This is a genomic window from Microbacterium phyllosphaerae (assembly GCF_050628115.1).
Lineage (GTDB): Bacteria > Actinomycetota > Actinomycetes > Actinomycetales > Microbacteriaceae > Microbacterium > Microbacterium phyllosphaerae_A.
In genome coordinates this window covers 2,242,085-2,263,055 of the sequence record NZ_CP192502.1, presented here as the reverse complement: position 1 = coordinate 2,263,055, position 20,971 = coordinate 2,242,085, and the positions used below count along the sequence as shown (strand labels likewise).

The 20,971-nt window shown below is 67.9% G+C and carries 20 protein-coding genes and 1 tRNA gene; 7 read left to right on the top strand and 14 right to left on the bottom strand.

Translation table 11 applies throughout. From position 1 onward, the window contains the following. The 7 genes from tmk to ACQ4LY_RS10575 all read right to left on the bottom strand — a co-directional run bounded on the left by tmk (position 1) and on the right by ACQ4LY_RS10575 (position 6,422). The gene (gene tmk, locus ACQ4LY_RS10605) at positions 1 to 630 is read right to left on the bottom strand and encodes a dTMP kinase (RefSeq protein WP_431071272.1); all 630 of its coding nucleotides are present in this window, start codon (positions 628 to 630) and stop codon (positions 1 to 3) included. Continuing rightward, on the bottom strand, positions 627 to 3,467 hold the full coding sequence (gene topA / locus ACQ4LY_RS10600; RefSeq protein ID WP_431071270.1) for a type I DNA topoisomerase: 2,841 nt from the start codon (positions 3,465 to 3,467) through the stop codon (positions 627 to 629). Before topA ends, tmk begins: the two co-directional genes overlap by 4 nt. Before the next feature lie 98 nt (positions 3,468 to 3,565). Continuing rightward, the gene (locus ACQ4LY_RS10595) at positions 3,566 to 3,895 is read right to left on the bottom strand and encodes a helicase (protein WP_431071268.1); all 330 of its coding nucleotides are present in this window, start codon (positions 3,893 to 3,895) and stop codon (positions 3,566 to 3,568) included. Positions 3,896 to 3,923: 28 nt separating this feature from the next. Beyond that, entirely contained in the window at positions 3,924 to 4,268 is a 345-nt protein-coding gene (locus ACQ4LY_RS10590) for a TadE family type IV pilus minor pilin (RefSeq protein ID WP_431071266.1), read from the bottom strand. Further along, a complete protein-coding gene (locus ACQ4LY_RS10585; RefSeq protein ID WP_431071264.1) occupies positions 4,268 to 4,465 on the bottom strand; it encodes a DUF4244 domain-containing protein in 198 nt (65 codons plus the stop codon). The genes ACQ4LY_RS10590 and ACQ4LY_RS10585 overlap by 1 nt, the downstream gene beginning before the upstream one ends. Before the next feature lie 53 nt (positions 4,466 to 4,518). After that, positions 4,519 to 5,415, bottom strand: a complete 897-nt coding sequence (locus tag ACQ4LY_RS10580; RefSeq protein ID WP_431071262.1) for a type II secretion system F family protein — start codon at positions 5,413 to 5,415, stop codon at positions 4,519 to 4,521. Further along, positions 5,409 to 6,422, bottom strand: a complete 1,014-nt coding sequence (locus ACQ4LY_RS10575; RefSeq protein WP_431071260.1) for a TadA family conjugal transfer-associated ATPase — start codon at positions 6,420 to 6,422, stop codon at positions 5,409 to 5,411. Before ACQ4LY_RS10575 ends, ACQ4LY_RS10580 begins: the two co-directional genes overlap by 7 nt. A gap of 413 nt (positions 6,423 to 6,835) precedes the next feature. On the opposite strand from ACQ4LY_RS10575, the gene acs reads away from it, so the two are divergent. Further along, positions 6,836 to 8,803 (top strand): acetate--CoA ligase, encoded by a 1,968-nt coding sequence (gene acs / locus ACQ4LY_RS10570; protein WP_431071258.1) that lies wholly within the window; start codon positions 6,836 to 6,838, stop codon positions 8,801 to 8,803. A 62-nt stretch (positions 8,804 to 8,865) separates the two neighbouring features. Here acs and ACQ4LY_RS10565 read toward each other — a convergent pair whose 3' ends face one another. After that, the gene (locus ACQ4LY_RS10565; RefSeq protein ID WP_431071256.1) at positions 8,866 to 9,324 is read right to left on the bottom strand and encodes a RidA family protein; all 459 of its coding nucleotides are present in this window, start codon (positions 9,322 to 9,324) and stop codon (positions 8,866 to 8,868) included. Next, positions 9,321 to 9,545 (bottom strand): hypothetical protein, encoded by a 225-nt coding sequence (locus tag ACQ4LY_RS10560; protein ID WP_431071254.1) that lies wholly within the window; start codon positions 9,543 to 9,545, stop codon positions 9,321 to 9,323. The genes ACQ4LY_RS10565 and ACQ4LY_RS10560 overlap by 4 nt, the downstream gene beginning before the upstream one ends. 78 nt (positions 9,546 to 9,623) lie before the next feature. Between ACQ4LY_RS10560 and ACQ4LY_RS10555 the strand changes: the two genes are divergently transcribed. The 6 genes from ACQ4LY_RS10555 to ACQ4LY_RS10530 all read left to right on the top strand — a co-directional run bounded on the left by ACQ4LY_RS10555 (position 9,624) and on the right by ACQ4LY_RS10530 (position 15,437). Beyond that, positions 9,624 to 12,182, top strand: coding sequence for a transglycosylase domain-containing protein (locus tag ACQ4LY_RS10555; RefSeq protein WP_431071252.1), 2,559 nt, complete (start codon positions 9,624 to 9,626; stop codon positions 12,180 to 12,182). Next, positions 12,179 to 13,114 carry a metallophosphoesterase gene (locus tag ACQ4LY_RS10550; RefSeq protein WP_431071250.1) on the top strand — a complete coding sequence of 312 codons (936 nt, stop codon included), beginning with the start codon at positions 12,179 to 12,181 and terminating at the stop codon, positions 13,112 to 13,114. The genes ACQ4LY_RS10555 and ACQ4LY_RS10550 overlap by 4 nt, the downstream gene beginning before the upstream one ends. Positions 13,115 to 13,167: 53 nt before the next feature. Continuing rightward, a tRNA-Pro gene (locus tag ACQ4LY_RS10545) sits at positions 13,168 to 13,244 on the top strand. A 66-nt stretch (positions 13,245 to 13,310) separates the two neighbouring features. Further along, positions 13,311 to 13,787: a VanZ family protein gene (locus tag ACQ4LY_RS10540; protein WP_431071248.1), complete on the top strand. Its 477-nt coding sequence runs from the start codon at positions 13,311 to 13,313 to the stop codon at positions 13,785 to 13,787. Continuing rightward, on the top strand, positions 13,784 to 14,539 hold the full coding sequence (locus tag ACQ4LY_RS10535) for an HAD-IIB family hydrolase (protein ID WP_431071246.1): 756 nt from the start codon (positions 13,784 to 13,786) through the stop codon (positions 14,537 to 14,539). The genes ACQ4LY_RS10540 and ACQ4LY_RS10535 overlap by 4 nt, the downstream gene beginning before the upstream one ends. Positions 14,540 to 14,591: 52 nt before the next feature. Beyond that, positions 14,592 to 15,437 (top strand): DUF1295 domain-containing protein, encoded by an 846-nt coding sequence (locus ACQ4LY_RS10530; protein ID WP_431071244.1) that lies wholly within the window; start codon positions 14,592 to 14,594, stop codon positions 15,435 to 15,437. A 12-nt stretch (positions 15,438 to 15,449) separates the two neighbouring features. Here the strand turns inward: ACQ4LY_RS10530 and ACQ4LY_RS10525 are convergent, their stop codons facing one another. The 5 genes from ACQ4LY_RS10525 to ACQ4LY_RS10505 all read right to left on the bottom strand — a co-directional run bounded on the left by ACQ4LY_RS10525 (position 15,450) and on the right by ACQ4LY_RS10505 (position 20,868). Next, positions 15,450 to 16,709: an alpha-hydroxy acid oxidase gene (locus ACQ4LY_RS10525; RefSeq protein ID WP_431071242.1), complete on the bottom strand. Its 1,260-nt coding sequence runs from the start codon at positions 16,707 to 16,709 to the stop codon at positions 15,450 to 15,452. An 11-nt stretch (positions 16,710 to 16,720) separates the two neighbouring features. Beyond that, on the bottom strand, positions 16,721 to 17,443 hold the full coding sequence (locus ACQ4LY_RS10520; protein ID WP_431071240.1) for a FadR/GntR family transcriptional regulator: 723 nt from the start codon (positions 17,441 to 17,443) through the stop codon (positions 16,721 to 16,723). 137 nt (positions 17,444 to 17,580) lie between these two features. Continuing rightward, complete coding sequence (locus ACQ4LY_RS10515) at positions 17,581 to 18,234, bottom strand: thymidine kinase (RefSeq protein ID WP_431071238.1); 654 nt, start codon at positions 18,232 to 18,234, stop codon at positions 17,581 to 17,583. Positions 18,235 to 18,241: 7 nt separating this feature from the next. After that, on the bottom strand, positions 18,242 to 19,672 hold the full coding sequence (gene mqo, locus ACQ4LY_RS10510; protein WP_431075668.1) for a malate dehydrogenase (quinone): 1,431 nt from the start codon (positions 19,670 to 19,672) through the stop codon (positions 18,242 to 18,244). Positions 19,673 to 19,797: 125 nt separating this feature from the next. Further along, the gene (locus tag ACQ4LY_RS10505) at positions 19,798 to 20,868 is read right to left on the bottom strand and encodes an aspartate-semialdehyde dehydrogenase (RefSeq protein ID WP_431071236.1); all 1,071 of its coding nucleotides are present in this window, start codon (positions 20,866 to 20,868) and stop codon (positions 19,798 to 19,800) included. Positions 20,869 to 20,971: the final 103 nt, after the last annotated feature.

Genomic DNA, 20,971 nt, shown 5'->3' with positions numbered 1-20,971 from the left:
TCAGGCGACGAGGGTCGCGACGCGCTCGCGGATCTGCGCGGCGACCGCCTCGGGGGTGGCGGAGGCGTCGACCACCAGGAATCGCACGGGCTCGGCTGCCGCCAGGGCGAGGAAGGACTCGCGGACACGCGCGTGGAACTCGGTCTTCTCGGCCTCGAGCCTGTCGAACGGCTTGTCCGCCGAGTCGAGACGCACGCGAGCGGACTCGGGATCGAGGTCGAGCAGCACGGTGAGGTCGGGCAGAGCGCCCTCGGCCGCCCACAGCGAGAGGTTGCGGACCTCATCGCCGTCGAGCACGCGGCCCGCGCCCTGGTAGGCCACCGACGAGTCGAGGTAGCGGTCCTGCAGGACGACCTCGCCACGTGCCAGCGCCGGGCGGACGACCGTCGCCACGTGATGCGCACGGTCGGCGGCGTAGAGCAGAGCCTCCGCACGGGGAGCGATGTCGCCTCGGTGGTGCAGCACGATGTCGCGGATCAGCTGGCCGACCTCCGACCCTCCGGGCTCACGCGTGCGCACCACGGCTCGACCGGCGTCCCTCAGCCATTCGGCGAGGAGCTCGGCCTGCGTGGTCTTGCCTGAGCCGTCGCCGCCTTCGAGTGTGATCCAGACGCCGGGATTCGACGTCACGAACCGGCCTTCTTCGCGGCGTTCGCGGCTCGGGTCGCCGCCGCCTTCTTGGCTGCGGCTGAGCGCGCGGCGGCCTTCTCGGCATCCGTCGCGGGCTTCTTCGCCGCAGGTTTCTTCGCGGCCGGCTTCTTGGCGGCCGGCTTCTTCGCCGCAGGTTTCTTGGCGGGAGCCTTCTTCGCCGCGCCTCGCTTGGGAGCCGGACCCTTCGCCCGCTTGTCCGCCAGCATCTGCACGGCTGTCTCGAAGGTGATGTCCTCGACCTTCTGGCCTCTCGGGATCGTCACGTTGGTCTCGCCGTCGGTGACGTACGCGCCGAAGCGGCCGTCGCGGATGCGGATCGGCTTGCCGCTGACCGGGTCGGCCTCGAACTCGGCGAGCGCGCTCGACGCACGACGGGAACCTGCTCCGTACTTCGGCTGCGCGTAGATCTCGAGCGCCTTCTCGAGGGTCACATCGAAGATCTCCGATTCGCTCTCGAGCGACCGGGAGTCTGTTCCCTTCTTGAGGTACGGACCGAAGCGGCCGTTCTGCGCCGTGATCTCGTCGCCCGTCTCGGGGTCGGCTCCGACGACGCGCGGCAGGCTGAGCAGCTGCAGTGCGGTATCGAGCTCGATCGTGTCGACCGACATCGAACGGAACAGCGAGGCGGTGCGCTGCTTGGGTGCCGCGGCCTTCTTGGCTCCGCGCTTCGGCTTGGGCGCCTCGACGACCTCTCCGGTCGCCTCGTCGACGGCGGCGTCTTCGGACACCGGGTCGTTCTCCTGCACATAGGGCCCGAATCGGCCGTCCTTGACGACAACGATCTTGCCGTTGTCGGGGTTTGTGCCCAGCACACGGTCGCCCGCGACGGGCGCATCGATGAGCTCCTGCGCCTTGGCTGCGGTCAGCTCGTCGGGCGCGAGATCCTCGGGCACGTTGACGATGCGGGGCTTCTCGTCCGGGGCGTCGGGGTTCGCGACCTCGAGGTAGGGACCGTATTTGCCGAACCGCAGCGTCGCCGTATCGGTGATCGGTGTCGAATTCAGCGCACGGGCGTCGATCTCGCCGAGGTTGTCGACGGTCTGACGGAGGCCGACATGCGAGTCGGACCCGTAGTAGAAGGAGCGCAGCCACTCGACGCGCTTCTGCTCACCACGGGCGATCGCGTCGAGGTCGTCTTCGAGCGCGGCGGTGAAGTCGTAGTCGATCAGGTCGGCGAAGTGCTCCTCGAGCAGACGGACGACGCTGAATGCGAGCCAGGTCGGCACGAGGGCCTGGCCGCGCTTGGTGGCATAGCCGCGATCGATCACGGTGCCGATGATGCTGGCGAACGTCGACGGACGCCCGATGCCGTGCTCTTCGAGGGCCTTCACGAGCGAGGCCTCGGTGTAACGCGGCTTCGGCGTCGTCCGGTGGCCCTTGGCCTCGGACTCCGACATGCGCAGTTCGTCGCCGACGGCGACGATCGGAAGCGACTGGTTCTCGTCGGCATCCTTGTCGTTGCGCTTCTCGTCACGACCCTCTTCGTACGCGTCGAGGAAGCCCTTGAAGGTGTACACGGTTCCGGAGGCCGTGAATTCGGCCTTCTGCCCTGCGGCGTCGACGGCGATCGTGACCGTCGTGGTCTCGTACTTCGCATCGGCCATCTGGCTGGCGACAGTGCGCTTCCAGATGAGGTCGTAGAGGCGGAACTCCTCGCGATCGAGTTCGGAGGACACGGACTTCGGCGTGCGGAAGGTCTCGCCCGAGGGACGGATCGCCTCGTGCGCCTCCTGCGCGTTCTTGCTCTTCGACTTGTAGACGCGCGGCTTGAGGGGCACCGCCGTGTCGCCGTAGAGCGCGACAGCCTGGCTGCGCGCCGCCTGCACGGCCTGCGTGCTCAGCGCCACGGAGTCGGTACGCATATAGGTGATGTAACCCTTTTCGTACAGCCGCTGGGCGACGCTCATCGCCTGCTTGGCGCTCATCGAGAGCTTGCGCCCCGCCTCCTGCTGCATCGTGGAGGTCGTGAACGGCGCGTAGGGGCTGCGGGTTCCCGGCTTCGCCTCGACCTTGGTCACCGCGCCGGTGCCTGCCGCATCGACGGCGTGCGCCAGTGCTGCGGCCTTCTCCTCGTCGAGGATGACGACAGCCTTCTTGAGCTTTCCCTCATCGTCGAAGTCCGTGCCGCGGGCGAGCTGGCCGCCGTCGACGCGAACGAGACGCACCTTGAATCCGGACGACGAGGAGGCGAGCGCCTCGACGTCCCAGTACTCGGCGGAGACGAACGCCATGCGCTCTCGTTCACGCTCGACGATCATGCGGGTGGCTGCGGACTGCACACGTCCGGCCGACAGCCCGGTCTTGACCTTGTACCAGAGCACGGGTGAGACGTCCCAGCCGTAGAGCCGGTCGAGGATGCGGCGGGTCTCCTGCGCGTCGACGAGATCGATGTCGAGTTCGCGGGTGTTGCCGATGGCGGCCTGGATCGCGTCCTTGGTGATCTCGTGGAAGACCATGCGCTTGACAGGCACCTTGGGCTTGAGAGTCTCGAGCAGGTGCCAGGCGATGGCCTCGCCCTCGCGGTCCTCATCTGTTGCGAGCAGGAGCTCGTCGGCTGTCTTGAGCGCACGCTTGAGCTCGGCGACGGTCTTCGTCTTGCGATCGGAGACCACGTAATAGGGGTCGAAGTCGTTGTCGACGTCGATCGAGTACTTCCCGTAGGCCTGCTTGTCGGCGGCGGGGATGTCCTTCTTGTCTGCGAGGTCGCGGATGTGGCCGACAGAGCTGAGCACCTCGTAGCCATCGCCGAGATACCCCTGAATCGACCGCATCTTCGTCGGAGACTCGACGATGACGAGCTTCTTGCCTTCAGCCAAGGGAGCGTCCTTTCTTCGAAGCACACCATACACACCGCCGTGATGGGTTGGTCACAGTGGTCGCCCGCATTTTCGCCGGAAAGTGCTTCGTGCCGCCGTCAGGATCCCTCGGGTGGCCCAGCACGGGCTCGGGAGACGGCAGCGAGTCCAGCGTACGCCGCGTTCACCTGCACGGTCGCCACGAAGCCGTCGACGGCGCAGCCGGTCAGCGTCGCGCCGGAGGCGGCAGCGACACGGGCAGCGAGAGCGCACGGCTCCTCGCCGGTCGCTATCGCGCCGCTGGCGGCGTCCGCCGCGGCGAGCGCCGCGGCATCGGCCGCTCCGGCTGCACGCTGCGCCGTGACCGCCGCTCCCCCGACTGCGGCGAGCCCCAACGAGAGCGCCGCGGCGACCGACAGGAGACCGGCCGCGAGGGCTGAGCCCGCCATCAGTCATCCCCTTCCGAGGGCCCGCGCATCACAGGCCCCCGGCGAGCGCGCAGCTGGATGCCTGCAGTCCGACCCGGATGAGCCCGCCGACCTCGAAGTCCGTCCGCGCGGACACGCACACGAGGTCTCCGGATGAACTCGTCGACATCCCCGCTCCCGGGACAGCCGTGGTCACCGCCCGGGCCGCGGCCACCTCGTCTTCACCCCGGCCGAGAAGTCGTGCGGCATCCGCCGTCGCATCCTGGAGGGCGACCTGACGGGAGGCCGCGCCGAGCGCGCCCGCACCGAGGAGCAGCACGAGCACGACAGCGGGCAGCGCGAGCGCGAGTTCGGCCGCGACGGAGCCGCGTTCCCCGCAGCGGACGGCCCCCATCACGACACCGTGAGCGCCCGACGGACGAGGTCGGTGAGGATGCCGCGCACCTCGTCCGACCTCATGATGACGACGAGGAGACCGGCGAAGGCCACTGCGGCCATGGTCGTGATCGCATACTCCGCCGTGGCTGCGCCGGTGTCGTCGCCGAAGAGCGTCGCTGCGCGGCTGCGGGTGAGTGGCGGGATGGTGTTCATGGATTCCTTCTTTCTCTGGGCGGATGCTCGCTGCATCCGGTGGCGTGCGGTGATCACAGCGGTAGCGGTGTCGATCTCAGGACACTCAGCAGCAGCGGGGCGACTCCGAGCAGGAGGAAGGCCGGCAGTGTGCAGACCCCGAGCGGGATGAGGAGCTTCGTCGAGAGCTTCGCCGCGCGCATGCGACCGTCGACGCGGGACGCGTGGCGTTCCTGACCGGCGGATGCACGCAGGAGCTCGCCGGCGGGCACTCCGGCGGAGTGCGACAGATCGAGCACCGAACGGATGCGGGCGTCATCCCCGATGCGCGATGCGGGGCTCTCTTCGACCAGGCGCAGAGCGCGCGGTATGGAGGCACCGCCCGACAGGGCGACCGCCATGAGCTCGGCCCGCATTCCGGGAGTGCCCGGTTCGGGACGGGCGCGCCTGAGCAGCCGCGCCGTCCACATCCGCGCCGCGAGGACGAGCAGCAGACCGGCGACGACGCAGCCCGCGCCGGCCGGAGTGCCGACGATCACTCCGACGGTGTCGAATCCGAGTGCGAAGCCCAGGAGGAGCCCCGCGAACGGCATCCAGAGCAGCAGCCGAGCGGTGCCGGCCGGCTCGGCCAGAGCGATGCGCACATCATCGGCGGCGGATGCCGCGTCGCGAAGCGTCTCGGCGATCATTCTCAGCACCTCGGCGAGCGGAGCGCCCACGGTCGTCGCCACCTCCCACGCCGCGGCGAGATCCTGCCACGCCCCGCCCTCGGCTTCGATCGCGGCGACCAGCGGCGCACCCGAGTCGATCCGAGCGACGATCGACTCCGCATGCATATCGCCGATCGACGCGAGGTGGCGCCACGCGACCACCGGGACCGCACCCGCCTGCAGGAGCACCGCAAGGGTCTGCACAGACGTGGCCGTATCCGCGCCGGTGTCGGGAGCGCCTCGTCGCCTACGAATCACCACGGTCGCACCTCATCGACGCCGAGCCGATCGCCGATCAGCGTGAACTCCCCCGCCTGTGCGATTCGTCGTTGCCCGCCCGGCGCGCGCTCGAGGTGCAGGACGACGGTGAACGCGCTCACCGCCTGGCGCGCGAGCGCCGTGGCATCCATCGAGGCGAGCGCACCGAGCGCCTCCAAGCGCGCCGGCACATCGCTCAGCCCACTGGCGTGCAGGGTGCCCGCACCGCCGTCGTGTCCGGTGTTGAGCGCGGTCAGGAGCTCTCGCACCTCCTCACCCCGACACTCGCCGACGACGAGCCGGTCGGGCCTCATGCGCAGCGACTCCCGCACGAGCCGGGCAAGGGTGATGCCACCAGCACCCTCGAGGTTCGGCTGCCGAGCCTCGAGGGCGACATGGTGAGGGTGCCGCGGCCGCAGCTCGGCCACGTCTTCGATCGTGACGATGCGCTCCGCCGTCGGCACCTCCGAGAGCAGGGCGGACAGCAGAGTCGTCTTTCCTGTGCCGGTGCCTCCCGTGATGAGGATGTTCGCACGCTCCTCGACGAGCCCCCGAAGCCAGCTGTGCTGCCGAGCGTCGAACGTGCCGAGTACGGCCAGCGCCTCGAGGTCGGCCGCGCGCACTCGGGGCACGCGGATCGAGAGCGCAGTGCCCGTCGTCGAGATCGGTGCGAGCACCGCGTGCACGCGGATGCCGGATTCCAGCCTGACGTCGACGCATGGCGCCTGATCGTCGAGATGTCTGCCGCCGAGGCCGACGAGTGCGACGGCGAGGTCGCGCGCCTCGCGCTCGGAGGCGCTCCAGCCGGAGACGGGTTCGGCGCCGCGACCACGATCGACGAAGAGTCCTGACGCACCGTTGACGAAGATGTCCGTGACCGATTCATCTGCACAATGCTCCGCGAGCGGGCCGAACACCGGATCCACGGTCAGCGGTGTCTGCGGGCCGGACGAGAAGCCTGCACCCCAAGGCGTGATGCCGCGGGGTTGGAGGACGAAGGGATCTGACATCCCCCGAAAGTAGGCGAGACCCCAGCCCTGAAGCCGCCGCCGCGAGCCATCTCTTCACGCCCTGTGAAGAACCGCGAACGAACGGCATCCGTGCAGAGGGGACGCGGTTCAGGGCGGCGCGGGGATGCGCGATCCGCGAGAACGCTCCCACACAGAGAAGGGCGGCATCTCACGGGGGGAATGAGATGCCGCCCACGGCGTCCCTCATGGGGGAATCGGGCACGCCAAGGCCAGAATGAGAATTCGGCTGACGTCGAGTGTACGCAAGGCGACCGTCCTGACAAAACCCGTCGCACTACCTACTTTCGGCAGTATGCGACGTCGGTGGCCGGGACTAGATTCGCCCTGACCTGATCGTGCCCCCGTACGGTCATGCCCGCACGACCTGCCATGCCGCAAAGGAGCGTCTGCCGATGAGCAGTCAGATCGATCATCTTCTCGATGAGACCCGCCAGTTCCCGCCGTCCGAAGAGTTCGTCGCCCAGTCGGTCTCGTCACCGGCGCTGTACGAGAGTGCGGCGGCCGACCGCGAGGCGTTCTGGGGCGAGCAGTCCCGCGAGCTCCTGGAGTGGCACAAGCCGTTCACGCAGGTGCTCGACTGGTCGACTCCCCCGTTCGCGAAGTGGTTCGACGACGGCGAGCTCAACGTCGCCTACAACTGCCTCGACCGGCACGTCGAGGCGGGCAACGGCGACCGCGTCGCCCTTCATTGGGAGGGCGAGCCGGGCGACTCCCGGTCGATCACCTACGCCGAGCTCACCGAGGAGGTCAAGCGCGTCGCCAACGTGCTCGAGGGGCTCGGGGTCGGCCACGGCGACCGTGTCGCGATCTACTTGCCGATGATCCCCGAAGCAGTCGCGTCGATGCTCGCGGTCGCCCGCGTCGGGGCGATCCACTCCGTCGTGTTCGGCGGATTCAGCGCCGACAGCCTGCGCTCGCGAATCGACGACGCCGGGGCGAAGCTCGTGATCACCGCCGACGGCGGGTACCGCAAGGGCCGCGTATCCGCCCTCAAGCCCGCGGTCGACCAGGCGCTCGCCGACCGGGGAGACGGTGAGCAGCAGACGGTCGAGCACGTGCTCGTCGTCAAGCGCGGCGAGAACGAGGTCGAGTGGGAAGAGGGCCGCGACCTCTGGTGGCACGAGGTCGTCCCCGCGGCATCCCCCGAGCACACCGCCGAAGCCTTCCCCGCCGAGAACCCGCTGTTCATCCTCTACACCTCGGGCACCACCGGAAAGCCGAAGGGCATCCTGCACACGTCCGGCGGCTATCTCACCCAAGCCGCCTACTCGCACAAGTACGTGTTCGACCTGCACCCCGAGACCGACGTCTACTGGTGCACGGCCGATATCGGCTGGATCACCGGCCACAGCTACGTCACGTACGGTCCCCTCGCCAACGGCGCCACCCAGGTCATCTACGAGGGCACACCTGATGCTCCGCACCCCGGCCGATGGTGGGAGATCATCGAGAAGTACAAGGTCTCGATCTTCTACACCGCACCGACCGCCATCCGCTCGTTCATGAAGATAGGTCGCAGCGTCCCCGCGAAGTTCGACCTGTCATCGCTGCGCCTGCTCGGCTCGGTGGGCGAGCCCATCAACCCCGAGGCGTGGATCTGGTACCGCGATGTGATCGGCGCCGGCAAGACCCCGATCGTCGACACGTGGTGGCAGACCGAGACGGGCGCCATCATGGTCTCGGCGCTTCCCGGAGTCACAGCGACCAAGCCGGGTTCGGCGCAGGTGCCGCTTCCCGGGATCTCGATCGACGTGGTCGATGAGGCGGGGGTCGAGGTGGGCAACGGCAACGGCGGCCTGCTCGTCGTCACCGAGCCGTGGCCGAGCATGCTCCGCGGCATCTGGGGCGACCCAGAGCGCTTCAAGGAGACCTACTGGGAGAAGTTCGAGAAGCAGGGCTACTACTTCGCGGGCGACGGCGCACGTCTGGATGCCGACGGCGACCTGTGGCTGCTCGGTCGTGTCGACGACGTCATGAACGTCTCGGGTCACCGCCTCTCGACGGCCGAGATCGAGTCCTCGCTGGTCGCCCACGAGGCCACAGCCGAGGCCGCGGTCGTCGGCGCCGCGGATGAGACCACCGGTCAGGCCGTCGTCGCGTTCGTGATCATCAAGGAGAGCTACCTCGCAGCTCACGACCCCGCGGGCCTCGCCCAGCAGCTGCGTCTGTGGGTGGGCGAGCAGATCGGTGCGATCGCACGACCGCGCGACGTCTACATCGTCGGCGAGCTGCCGAAGACCCGCTCAGGCAAGATCATGCGACGCCTCCTGCGCGATGTCGCAGAGGGCCGCGAGGTCGGCGACACCACGACACTGGCCGACACCGCCGTGATGAGCATCATCTCGGCGCAGGTCAAGTAGCACGAACGCAGAACGCCCCCTCCCGATTCAGATTCGGGAGGGGGCGTTCTGAGCGTGCGGACTCACGCGAGGATGAAGACGACGTCCACCTCGACCGGGCTGTCGAGCGGCAGCACGGGCACGCCGACTGCGGCGCGCACGTGTCGGCCGGCATCTCCGAAGATCTCGCCGAGCACGAGGCTCGCGCCGTTGATGACCCCGGGCTGGCCTGTGAAGTCGGGAGTGGATGCGACGAAGCCGCCGACCCGGAGCACTCCGGCGATTCGGTCGACACCGCCTGCGGCATCCGCGGCCGCCGCGAGGGCGTTGAGGGCGCAGGTGCGGGCGTAGGTGTTCGCGTCTTCGGCCGAGACCTCGGCGCCGACCTTGCCCGTGGCGGGCAGAGCACCACCCGAGAAGGGCAGCTGACCGGAGGTGTGGACGAGACCGGCGTGCACCACGGCGGGGACGTAGGCCGCGACGGGGGCGGCGACCGCAGGCAGCTCGATGCCGAGTTCGCTCAGACGCTCGGAGACGCTCATACCGCGCCCCCCTCGAACTGGCGGGATGCTTCGGCGGCCGCTGCGAGACCGGCGTTGCCTGCGGCCTCCGCGGTCACCGGACGCTTGAAGTAGGCGACGAGCCCACCCTCAGGCCCCTGGATCACCTGCACGAGCTCCCAGCCCTGCTTGCCCCAGTTGTTGAGGATCGCGGCGGTGTTGTGGATCAGCAGCGGGGTGGTCAGGTACTCCCACGTGGTCATGGCACTCCTGTCTGGCCGCATACGCGCGCGCGGATGCGTCAAAGGCGGTATTCAGGGAACTCCCCTACGATCAAGCGTATGCCTCAAAAGAATCGCACGGTGAAAGGTGCGCTCGGCGGAGTCCTCGGACTCGTCGGGCTCAGCGCCGTAGCCGGCCTCCTCGTCGCGGCCAGCGTCACCCCTGTTCTCGCCATGACGGGTATCGCCGGATCCCAGGCCCTCACGATCTTCGAAGACCTCCCCGCGAACCTCCAGGTGAACCGGCCGATGGAGCAGTCGACGATCTACGCGACCGCCTCCGACGGGACGCCGGTCGAGCTGGCATCGTTCTACGAGCAGAACCGCGTGCCGGTGACGTACGAGCAGATCAACCCCGTCGTGTTCGACGCTGTCCTCTCGAGCGAGGACAAGGACTACTTCAGCCATGGCGGCATCAACGTCGGCGCGACGGCCAAGGCCCTCGTCGACAACCTCCGCGGCACCGACGACCGAGGCGCGTCGACCATCACCCAGCAGTACGTCAAGAACGTGCTGATCCAGGAGTGCGAGCAGGAGGCCGATCCCGCCTCCGGCACCTACGCCGATGACCTGCAGCAGTGCTGGGCCGATGCGACCAACGCGGTCGGCGCCAAGGGCATCGAGCGCAAGCTGCAGGAGATGCGGTTCGCCCTGCAGATCGAGAAGGAGTACTCGAAGAACGACATCCTGCTCGGGTACCTCAACATCGCCAACTTCGGCGGCACGGTCTACGGCATCGAGGCGGCGGCGAACTACTACTTCTCGACCACGGCTGCGAACCTCACGGTCGCGCAGGCGGCCACGATCGCCGGAATGGTGCAGAACCCGAACCAGTACCGGATCGATCGACCCGCCGGCACGTGGACCGACAAGGACGGCGTCGGGCACAACAGCGAAGCAGACGGCTATGCCCAGACCATGGACCGCCGTCACTACGTGCTCGAGCGGATGCTCGCACTCGGCAAGATCACCCAGGCACAGTACGACGAGGCGGACGCCTCCCCCATCACGCCGGCGATCTCTCAGCCCACGCAGGGCTGCGTGTCGGCAGGCAACGTGGCCCGCAGCGCCTACTTCTGCGAGTACGTGAAGTCCGTCGTCCTCGACGACCCGGCCTTCGGCGCGACCGAGCAGGAGCGCCGCGATCTGCTTCGTCAGGGCGGCCTGAAGATCTACTCGACGATGAACATCGACATCCAGAGCGCGGGCGCCGAGGTCATGGCGAACACGGTTCCGGCGAACTACGACAACCAGTTCTTCGGTGCGGCCGGCATCTCGCTCGAGACCAGCACGGGTCGAGTGCTCGCGATCACGCAGAACACCAACTTCAGTGAGACGATCCAGGGCGACCAGGCCTACACCGCGCTGGTGTTCGGCACCGACAAGGCGCACGGTGGATCCAACGGCTTCTCGGTCGGCTCGACCTACAAGCTCTTCACACTCATCGACTGGCTTGAAGAGGGCCACTCGGTGCGAGAGACCCTGAACGGAACCAACCGCGTCTTCTCGAAGTTCAAATGCGGCGACGACGGAATCCGCAACAGCACCAAGATCCAGAACTTCAACAACGCCGGCGGCTACACCGGAACCGTGATGAAGTTCACCGCCGACTCGCTCAACAGCGGTTACCTCGCGATGGCCGAGAAGCTCGACCTCTGCAAGATCAACGCCGTAGCGGACCGCATGGGCGTCACGCTCGCCAACGGTGGCAAGACCACCGACGGCAGCCCGGCGCCCTACGACATCCTCGGCTCGAAGTACATCTCGCCGCTCGCGATGGCCGGCGCCTACGCCACGGTCGCGAACGGCGGCATCTACTGCACCCCGAAGGCTATCGACCGCGTGGTCGACGCCGACGGCAACGACCTGCCGATCCCGGAGTCGAAGTGCTCCCAGGTGATCTCTCCCGAGGTCGCCGCGACCGCCGCCTTCGCCCTGCAGGGAGTCATCAATGGCGGAACCGGTCGACAGGCGAACACGAACGACGGAACCCCGCTGATCGGCAAGACCGGTACCCACGAGTCGTGGGGAACCATGATGATCGAGTCGAGCACCAAGGTCACCACGGCGATCTGGGTCGGCCGCTCGGAGGGTCAGGCCAGCATTCTCAAGCAGAGCTGGGGAGGCACCGCGCTGAACGCGATGCGCTACGAGCTCGCCAAAACCATGCAGCGTGCGGCCAACAACATCTTCGGCGGGGACGCGTTCCCCCAGCCGGATGCGAACCTGAGCAAGCAGGTGCTGACCGATGTCCCCTCCGTGATCGGGATGGACACCGCGACAGCGACCGCCACACTCGAGAACGCGGGCTTCCAGGTCGTGGTCGGCGCGCCCGCCGACGGTCCCGCCGGTGACGTCATCGTCGCGCAGGACCCTTCGGGTCAGGCCCCGAGCGGTGCCACGGTCACGATCTCGCCGAGCAACGGCCAGGGAACCACCGTGCCGGACATCACCGGGCAGCCGAAGGCCGCCGCCCAGAATGCACTGTTCGGCGCAGGGTTCTCGTCGATCTCCTTCGACAACTCGTGCAACCCGCCGAGCGCCGTCGTGGCGAGCACGAACCCGCCTGCGAACACCGTGACCAACAAGTCCACGGCGATCTCGGTCACCTGCCAGTGACCTCACGACGCACGGCACACCCGGCCCTCATCGCGCTCGGCGCGGTGGGGGCCGCTGGTGCTGCGGCCGCTGTCTGGGGCATCGGCATCGAGCGCTACCTGTTCACGGTTCGGGAGGCGACGGCAGCAGCCCTGGCTCCCGGATCCGCACCGCTGCGCGTGCTGCACATCTCGGATGCGCACATGGCGCCATGGCAGCATCGCAAGCAGGACTGGCTCGCCTCGCTCGCCCAGCTGAAACCCGATCTCATCATCAACACCGGTGACAACCTCGGGCACCGTGATGGCCTCGAGGGCATCCGTCGGGCGTTCGAGCCCTTCGCCGGCATCCCCGGCGTGTTCGTGCACGGGTCGAACGACGTCAACGGCCCGTCGCCGCGCAATCCGATCCGCTACTTCGCCGGTCCCTCGCAGCGGCACCACGAGCCCACATTCCTCGACACCGATGCGATGGACGAGTTCTTCACCGAAGAACTCGGCTGGGCAGACCTGAACAACACGGCCGCTCGACTCACGGTCGCCGGCGACACGATCGACTTCTTCGGCGTGAGCGATGCGCACCGGCAGTGGGACCGCCTCGAGGATCTGCCCGCGGCGATCGACGCGCTCGGACCGCGGGAACCGGGCACCTCGGTGCTCGGCGTCACACATGCGCCCTACCAGCGCGTGATGAACCGCTACATCGAGCTCGGCGCGGATGCGATCTTCGGCGGGCACACGCACGGCGGGCAGGTATGCCTCCCCGGCTTCGGCGCTCTCGTCGCGAACTGCGACATCCCGCTCAAGCAGGCCAAGGGCCTGAGCACGTGGACGCAGGGTGGACGCACGGTGCCCCTCAACGTCAGCGCCGGCTGCGGACACTCGATCTATGCGCCCGTGCGCTTCGCGTGCCGCCCCGAGGCAACGCTGCTCACGCTGACGGCGCGCGGTTGAGCCCTCGATTCGGCGCTGAGAGCATTTCGCTGTAGACTCGGAGGGTTGCAAAACGGGGTGTGGCGCAGCTTGGTAGCGCGCTTCGTTCGGGACGAAGAGGTCGCAGGTTCAAATCCTGTCACCCCGACCAGTAACACCGGAAGGCCGCCCTCACGGGCGGCCTTCTCTGTACCAGGACCGAGGCGAAGGGGACCGCATGAGCAACCTGTTCCCTCCCCCGCGCCGTCTCACCCGCGGCATCGCGCTCGCCCTCGCAATCCCCTTCTTCGCGGGTCTCGCCCTGCTCACTCTCACTCCCGCGCGTGTCGAGGACACGATGCCGAACGTGCTAGACCTCGTGCTCTCTGCCGCGCACCGGCTGGGCTGGGAGTCACTCGACTTCACGCGCCTCGAGATCATCGCGAACGTGCTCGTGTTCGTGCCGGTGGGGGTCCTGGCGTTCGTGCTCGTGCCTCGCCGCCTCTGGCCGCTCGCAGTGATCCTGGGGCCGGCATTGTCGATCTCGATCGAGATCGCACAGCGTCTGGCACTGCCGCATCGTGCCGCGACCGTGACCGATGTGATCGCGAACTCGGGAGGCGCCCTGATCGGTGTCTTCGTCGCGATCGCCGGCACCCTGCTCTTCGCACCTCAGAGCTCTCAGCGTCCACCCCGTAATCTGGAAGCATCATGACCTCGCCTGATCTCGTGGCCTTCGATCTCGACGACACCCTCGCCCCCTCGAAGGGCGCCATCGACCCGCGCATCGCCTCGCTGCTGCTCGCGCTGATGCAGAGAGTCGAGGTCGCGATCATCTCGGGCGGCAACGAGACCCAGTTCCGCTCGCAGGTCGTCGCCCAGCTCGGCGAGATCGACGCCACGACGGCCGCACGACTGCATCTGCTTCCGACCTGCGGAACCCGGTACCTGCGTCATGACGGCGCGGACTTCACTCCCGTGTACGCGCAGGACCTCACTGCCGAGCAGAAGACCGGTGCGCTGACCGCACTGCGCGAAGAGGCCGAGCGCTTGGGGCTCTGGGAGGCAGAGCCGTGGGGCGACATCCTCGAGGACCGCGGCTCGCAGATCACGTTCTCGGCCCTCGGGCAGAAGGCTCCGCACGACGCGAAGCGCGACTGGGACCCGTCCGGCGCCAAGCGCGAGGCTCTGCGGGATGCCGTGGCCGCCCGTCTTCCCGACCTCGAGGTGCGCTCTGGCGGCTCGACGTCGATCGACATCACCCTCTCCGGGATCGACAAGGCCTATGGGATGCGGCAGCTCGCCGAGCACACCGGCATCCCGCTGACCTCGATGCTGTTCTACGGCGACCGTCTCGACGAGGGTGGCAACGACTACCCCGTGCGCGCGATCGGCGTCCCCTCCGTCGCCGTGGAAGGCTGGGAGGACACCGCTGACAAGCTCGACGCGCTCCTCCCCACGCTCTGACGCTCACCCCTGCCTCCGGCCCACAAGGGCGACGGAGTTCTAGCATGTCGGTATGGAACCGCTGCTGATCGTCGTCCTGACCGCCGCCGTCGCGAGCGCGGCGTGCTGGATCCTGTCGCTCATGACCCGCGACACCTCGTGGGTCGACCGCGCCTGGTCGATCGTGCCGGTCGTCTACGTGTGGATCTTCGCGGGCACTGCCCTCGCCGGCGGTCAGGACGCGAGCCGCCTGGTTCTCATGGCCGCCCTCGTGACCCTGTGGGGTGTGCGCCTGACCTACAACTTCGCCCGCAAGGGCGGATACACCGGGATGGAGGACTACCGGTGGGCGATTCTTCGCGGACGCATGAAACCGTGGCAGTTCCAGCTCTTCAACCTGCTGTTCATCATCGGGTACCAGATGACGCTGCTCGTGCTGATCACGCTGCCGGCAGAGATCGCTCTGCAGCATCCTGCTCCGCTGAACGCGTGGGACTTCGTGTTCGCCGCGATCTTCTTGGCACTGCTCCTCGGCGAGACCGTCGCAGACCAGCAGCAGTGGGAGTTCCACCGACGCAAGAAGCAGGCGGGCGGCACGCTCTCCCCCGGCTTCGCCACCGAGGGACTGTTCCGGTTCAGCCGTCACCCGAACTTCTTCTTCGAGCAGAGCCAGTGGTGGGCGCTCTACGCGATCGGGGCGACGGCTGCGGTCGCCTCGGGTGCCGGCTTCCTCGGCGGCGCGCTGAACTGGACGGTGATCGGGCCGTTCCTGCTCAGCATCCTGTTCATCGGATCGACGATCTTCACCGAGTCGATCACCGCGGGCAAGTATCCCGCGTACGACGACTACCGCCGGACGACATCCATGCTCGTCCCCTGGCCGCCGCGGACCCGACGAGTCGCCGAGTCCGCGGCCTGACGGAGGCCCGCGTCAGCGCACCACCGCGTCGGATGCAGCGCGGGTGACCGGCACGAGGCGCGTGAGCTGGGTGACATGCGCGGGCTCGAGCTCGGCGAGCGAGGCCACACCGAGCAGGCGCATGGTGCGCTCGATCTCGGTGCGGAGGATGCTGATCGTGCGGTCCACGCCCGCACGTCCCCCGGCCATCAGGCCGTACAGGTAGGCACGGCCGATGAGCGTGAAGTCGGCACCCAGCGCGACCGCTGCGACGATGTCGGCACCGTTCATGATGCCGGTGTCGATCATGACCGTGAAGTCGCCGCCGACGGCCCTGCGCACCTCCGGCAGCAGGTGGAACGGGATGGGCGCACGGTCGAGCTGGCGCCCTCCGTGGTTCGAGAGCACGATGCCGTCGACGCCGGCGTCGCGCAGTCGCACCGAGTCCTCGACGTTCTGCACGCCCTTGATCACGATCTTGCCGGGCCAGATGTCGCGGATCACCGCGAGGTCGTCGTAGCTGATGGTCGGGTCCATCGCGGCGTCGAGCAGCTCGCCGACAGTGCCGCCGGTGGTGCTCAGCGACGCGAACTCGAGCTTGGGCGTGGTGAGGAAGTCGTACCACCACCACGGACGAGGGATCGCGTTGACGATCGTCCCGAGCGTCAGCTGGGGCGGGATGCTGAAGCCGTTGCGCTTGTCGCGCAGGCGCGCGCCCGCGACGGGGGTGTCGACCGTGAACTGCAGGGTGTCGAAACCGGCGGCGGCCGCACGTCGGGTCAACTCGTACGAGATCTCGCGATCGCGCATGACATACAGCTGGAACCAGTTGCGACCGTGGGGGTTCGCCGCCTTGACGCCCTCGATCGACGTCGTGCCCAGGGTCGACAGGGTGAACGGGATGCCTGCCGCGGCAGCGGCACCGGCTCCCGCGACCTCGCCCTCGGTCTGCATGAGACGGGTGAATCCGGTGGGGGCGATGCCGAAAGGAAGCGCTGACGGGCCGCCGAGGATCTCGACGGACGTGTCCACCGATGGAGCCGGGCGCAGAATGCCGGGGTGGAACTCGACATCCTGGAAGGCCTGGCGTGCACGCGTGAGCGAGAGCTCTCCCTCTGCCGCACCGTCGGTGTAGTCGAACGCCGCCTTGGGCGTGCGGCGCTTGGCGATGGTGCGCAGGTCGTCGATCGTGAGCGCCGAGTCGAGGCGGCGCTTCTTGCCGTCGAACTCGGGCTTCTTGAACTTCATCAGATCGAGCAGCTCTGCGGGATTGGGAAGCTGGCGCTGGACCATGTCGTGTCCTCTCAGTCGGTGGGTCGGGTGCTGCGGGTGAGTCCCGCCGCCGTGTAGTAGCCGGTGATGTGGGCGCGCACGAGCTCCTGGGCCGTCGTCGCGTCACCCGCGGCGATGGCCGTGATGATCGCGCGGTGCTCGGCGCGCAGAAGGTCCGCCATGGCATCCCAGTCGGTGATGGATGCCGCCCCCTCCTGCACGTACGACTCGATCGCTGTGCGGAGCCCGGCCATGATCGCCGCGACGACGGTGTTGCCGCTCGACTCGGCCAGCGCGAGGTGCAGCTGCGCATCGAGGGCGAGGAACTCGGCGGAGGTCAGGCCCTCGGCATCCATCGCATCGAGGACGCTGTGCGCAGCGACGAGATCCGGATCCTGCTGGCCGGCGAGGGCTGCGGCGACGGCGTCCTCGAGCAGCAGCCGCGTCTGCACGACGTCGGTGAGGGGGAAGCCTTGAGCTGCGACCTGGAGGCGCAGCAGCGTCGACATGCCTCCGGTCGGGGTCGCGATGACGATGGCACCCGATTGGGGTCCGGAGCCGGTAGCCGTCCGGATGAGGCCCATGACCTCGAGAACGCGCAGCGCCTCGCGGACGCTCGATCGCCCCACACCGAGATCGGCAGCGAGATCTCGCTCCGAGGCGAGCCGATCGCCGGGGCCGAGACGACCGTCGAGCAGGTCCCGCTCGACGTGTTCGAGCACGAGGCGCCAGGCGCGCGCGGGCTGCTCGGGCATCCGCTCTCCTCGTCGTTCGCGTCGGCGGCGTCGACCGTCGACGCGCTCCATGTGGTCTGACCACAGTAGCGCCTGTGGTCAGACCACGCAATCCGGGCATGCCGACACACCGCCCGTGGTCGGGGTGGTCGTAGCTGTCAGCCCAGGCGTCCGCCGGACTCTTCGAGGTAGCAGGCGCCGCACAGCGACTCGTAGGTCGTGACCTCGGGAGCGACAGAACCGGCAGCTCCTTCGTCGATGGCGACCTGGTCTCCATCGAACACGAACCGCCCGCCGATCACGCGACCGTTGAAGACCGCCTTGCGACCGCAGCGGCAGATCGTCTTCAGCTCCTCGAGGGAGTGCGCGATGGCGAGCAGGCGGGCCGACCCGGGAAAGGCGTGGGTGAGGAAGTCGTTGCGGATGCCATAGGCGATCACGGGGATGCCGTCTTCGATCGCGATGCGGAAGAGATCGTCGACCTGCTCGGCGGTGAGGAACTGCGCTTCATCGATCAGAAGACACGCGACGTCGATCGATCCGCCGCGGACCGGCTCGCCGGCGACTGCGCGACGCACGCGCTCCCGATGCTCGCCGAAGAGTGCCCGGATGTCGGCGTCCGGCGCGACGAGGAAGTCGACCTCTCGCGTGACGCCGAGGCGACTCGCGATCTCGGAGGCACCCTTGGTGTCGATCGCGGGCTTGGCGAGAAGCACATGCTGCCCGCGCTCCTCGTAGTTGTACGCGGCCTGCAGCAGCGAAGTGGACTTGCCCGAGTTCATCGCCCCGTAGCGGAAGTAGAGCTTCGCCACAGGCCGCTTATTCGTTGATGCCGAGTGCGGCGGCCGTCGCCGCGGTGGACTTCGCTGCCAGCGCCGCATCCGTGTTCAGCTTCTCGCCGAACGTCGGGATGAGCTCGCGCAGCTCGGACTCCCAGCCCGGGTACTCGGCGGGGAAGCACTTCTTGAGCAGATCGAGCATGATCGGCACCGCGGTGGATGCTCCGGGCGATGCGCCGAGCAGACCGGCGATCGATCCGTCCGACGCCGCGACGACCTCGGTGCCGAACTGCAGAATCCCGCCCTTCTTGGCGTCCTTCTTCATCACCTGCGCACGCTGACCGGCGTCGATCAGGGTCCAGTCCTCGTCCTTGGCCGTGGGCATGAACGTACGGAGACTGTCGACCTTCTTCGCATGGTTCTTCATCAGCTCGCCGACGAGGTAGGTGATGAGGTCGGGATTCGCGAACGCGACCCGCAGCATCGGCCACAGGTTGTGCGTGCGCACCTGCGACACGATGTCGAGCATCGAGCCGTTCTTGAGGAATTTGGGGCTGAAGGTCGCGAATGGGCCGAACATCAGCGAGGCCTCGCCCCCGACCACTCGCGTGTCGAGGTGCGGCACCGACATCGGCGGAGCGCCCACGGATGCCTGCGAGTAGACCTTGGCCTGGTGCTGCGCGACGATCTTCGGGTTGGAGGTCTTGAGGAACTGACCCCCGATGGGGAAGACTCCATAGCCCTTGATCTCGGGGATCCCCGAGCGCTGCAGCAGCTTGAGCGCCCAGCCGCCCGCCCCCACGAACACGAAGCGGGCCTTGACCTGGTTCGGCGTGCGCCCGATCGTGGTGCGGTAGTTGACCAGCCAGGTGCCGTCCTTCTGCTTCTTCAGGCTCTTGACCTCGTGGTTGGTGCGCAGCGTGACGCCCGACTCGGTGAGGTGGTCGAAGAGCTGATGCGTCAGCGCACCGAAGTCGACATCGGTGCCTGCCGGCACGCGCGTCGCGGCGAACGGCTCGCCCTTGCGGCGCTGCTGCATGAGGAGCGGCGCCCACTTGTTGATGACGCGGGAGTCCTCGCTGTACTCGATGCCGTCGAACAGCGGCTGCTTCTTGAGCACCTCGTAGCGGTCCTTGAGGTACTTGACGTCCTTCTCGCCGCGCACGAACGTCATGTGCGGCGTCGCGTTGATGAAGGTCGAGGGGGCGTCGAGCACACCCCGATCGACCAGCGACGACCAGAACTGACGGCTCTGCTGGAACTGCTCGTTGATCGAGACGGCCTTGGCCGGATCGAGAGGCGCGCCCTTCTGCTGCGGCATGTAGTTCAGCTCGCAGAGCGCCGCGTGGCCGGTGCCCGCGTTGTTCCAGGGGTTCGAGGACTCCTGAGCCACATCGGAGAGTCGCTCGAACGCGACGATCTTCCAATCCGGCTGCAGCTCGTGCAGAAGGGTACCCAGGGTGGCGCTCATGATGCCACCACCGATCAAGACGACATCGACGGTTTCGGTCACCACGACAGTCTAGTTCGAGGTCACGGCACGCCTGACCACGCGGACCCGTCTCGTGAGACCGGATCCGCATGGCCGCGATGCGATCAGGCTATGGCGACCAGTCGCTCGGCGAGGATCTCGGCGATCTGCACGGCATTGAGCGCTGCGCCCTTGCGCAGGTTGTCGTTGCTGATGAACAGCACGAGGCCCTTGTTCTCGGGAGCGGACTGGTCGGCACGGATGCGTCCGACGAAGCTCGGGTCCTTGCCCGCAGCCTGCAGAGGCGTCGGCACCTCGTCGAGGACGACACCGGGAGCGGCCGAAAGCACCTCGGCGGCCCGCTGCGGCGTGATGTCGTTCGCGAACTCGACGTTGATCGACAGCGAGTGGCCGGTGAAGACGGGAACGCGCACGCAGGTGCCGGCGACACGGAGGTCGGGCAGCTCGAGGATCTTGCGGCTCTCGTTGCGGAGCTTCTTCTCCTCGTCGGTCTCGTTCTGGCCATCGTCCACCAGGTTGCCTGCGAAGGGGATGACGTCGAAAGCGATCGGGGCGACGTACTTCTCGGGCTCGGGGAAATCGATCGACGAGCCGTCGTGCACGAGCCGCAGGGTGTCGCCCTGGGCGAGGACGCCCTCGACCTGCCCGAGGAGCTCCTGCGCACCGGCGAGACCCGAACCGGAGACGGCCTGGTAGGTCGAGACGATCAGGCGCTCGAGACCCGCTTCGGCGTGCAGCGCCTTCAGAACCGGCATGGCTGCCATGGTCGTGCAGTTCGGGTTGGCGATGATCCCGCGAGGGCGGTCGTCGATCGCGTGCGGGTTGACCTCGCTGACGACCAGCGGGACCTCGGGATCGTTGCGCCAGGCGCTGGAGTTGTCGACGACGACGGCTCCGGCCTCGGCGAAGCGGGGAGCGTAGGCGCGGCTGGCGGTCGCGCCGGCCGAGAAGAGGGCGATGTCGATGCCCCCGGCATCCGCGGTCTCTACGTCTTCGACGACGACCGTGGCGCCGCCGAACTCGATCGCCGTGCCGGCCGATCGCGATGACGAGAACAGGCGCAGCTCGCGGATCGGGAAGGCTCTCTCGGCGAGAATCTCGCGCATCACGGTGCCCACCTGGCCGGTGGCGCCCACGATGGCGACGGAGAGTCCTGAGTCGGAGATGCGGGTCATGATGTTCCTTGGCGTCGTGCAGTACTGCAGGCGAGGCTTCGGGCGCGACGTCGGGATGCGGATGCCGCGCCTGGCGCCGATGTCAGGGTTTCGGTGAGTCTAC

Excerpts from the sequence above, each read along its gene's own strand:
- ACQ4LY_RS10595 (WP_431071268.1), bottom strand. The coding sequence starts at position 3,895 with ATGGCGGGCTCAGCCCTCGCGGCCGGTCTCCTGTCGGTCGCCGCGGCG.
- ACQ4LY_RS10590 (WP_431071266.1), bottom strand. The coding sequence starts at position 4,268 with ATGGGGGCCGTCCGCTGCGGGGAACGCGGCTCCGTCGCGGCCGAACTC.
- ACQ4LY_RS10585 (WP_431071264.1), bottom strand. The coding sequence starts at position 4,465 with ATGAACACCATCCCGCCACTCACCCGCAGCCGCGCAGCGACGCTCTTC.
- ACQ4LY_RS10575 (WP_431071260.1), bottom strand. The coding sequence starts at position 6,422 with ATGTCAGATCCCTTCGTCCTCCAACCCCGCGGCATCACGCCTTGGGGT.
- acs (WP_431071258.1), top strand. The coding sequence starts at position 6,836 with ATGAGCAGTCAGATCGATCATCTTCTCGATGAGACCCGCCAGTTCCCG.
- ACQ4LY_RS10565 (WP_431071256.1), bottom strand. The coding sequence starts at position 9,324 with ATGAGCGTCTCCGAGCGTCTGAGCGAACTCGGCATCGAGCTGCCTGCG.
- ACQ4LY_RS10560 (WP_431071254.1), bottom strand. The coding sequence starts at position 9,545 with ATGACCACGTGGGAGTACCTGACCACCCCGCTGCTGATCCACAACACC.
- ACQ4LY_RS10555 (WP_431071252.1), top strand. The coding sequence starts at position 9,624 with ATGCCTCAAAAGAATCGCACGGTGAAAGGTGCGCTCGGCGGAGTCCTC.
- ACQ4LY_RS10540 (WP_431071248.1), top strand. The coding sequence starts at position 13,311 with ATGAGCAACCTGTTCCCTCCCCCGCGCCGTCTCACCCGCGGCATCGCG.
- ACQ4LY_RS10535 (WP_431071246.1), top strand. The coding sequence starts at position 13,784 with ATGACCTCGCCTGATCTCGTGGCCTTCGATCTCGACGACACCCTCGCC.
- ACQ4LY_RS10530 (WP_431071244.1), top strand. The coding sequence starts at position 14,592 with ATGGAACCGCTGCTGATCGTCGTCCTGACCGCCGCCGTCGCGAGCGCG.
- ACQ4LY_RS10525 (WP_431071242.1), bottom strand. The coding sequence starts at position 16,709 with ATGGTCCAGCGCCAGCTTCCCAATCCCGCAGAGCTGCTCGATCTGATG.
- ACQ4LY_RS10520 (WP_431071240.1), bottom strand. The coding sequence starts at position 17,443 with ATGCCCGAGCAGCCCGCGCGCGCCTGGCGCCTCGTGCTCGAACACGTC.
- mqo (WP_431075668.1), bottom strand. The coding sequence starts at position 19,672 with ATGAGCGCCACCCTGGGTACCCTTCTGCACGAGCTGCAGCCGGATTGG.
- ACQ4LY_RS10505 (WP_431071236.1), bottom strand. The coding sequence starts at position 20,868 with ATGACCCGCATCTCCGACTCAGGACTCTCCGTCGCCATCGTGGGCGCC.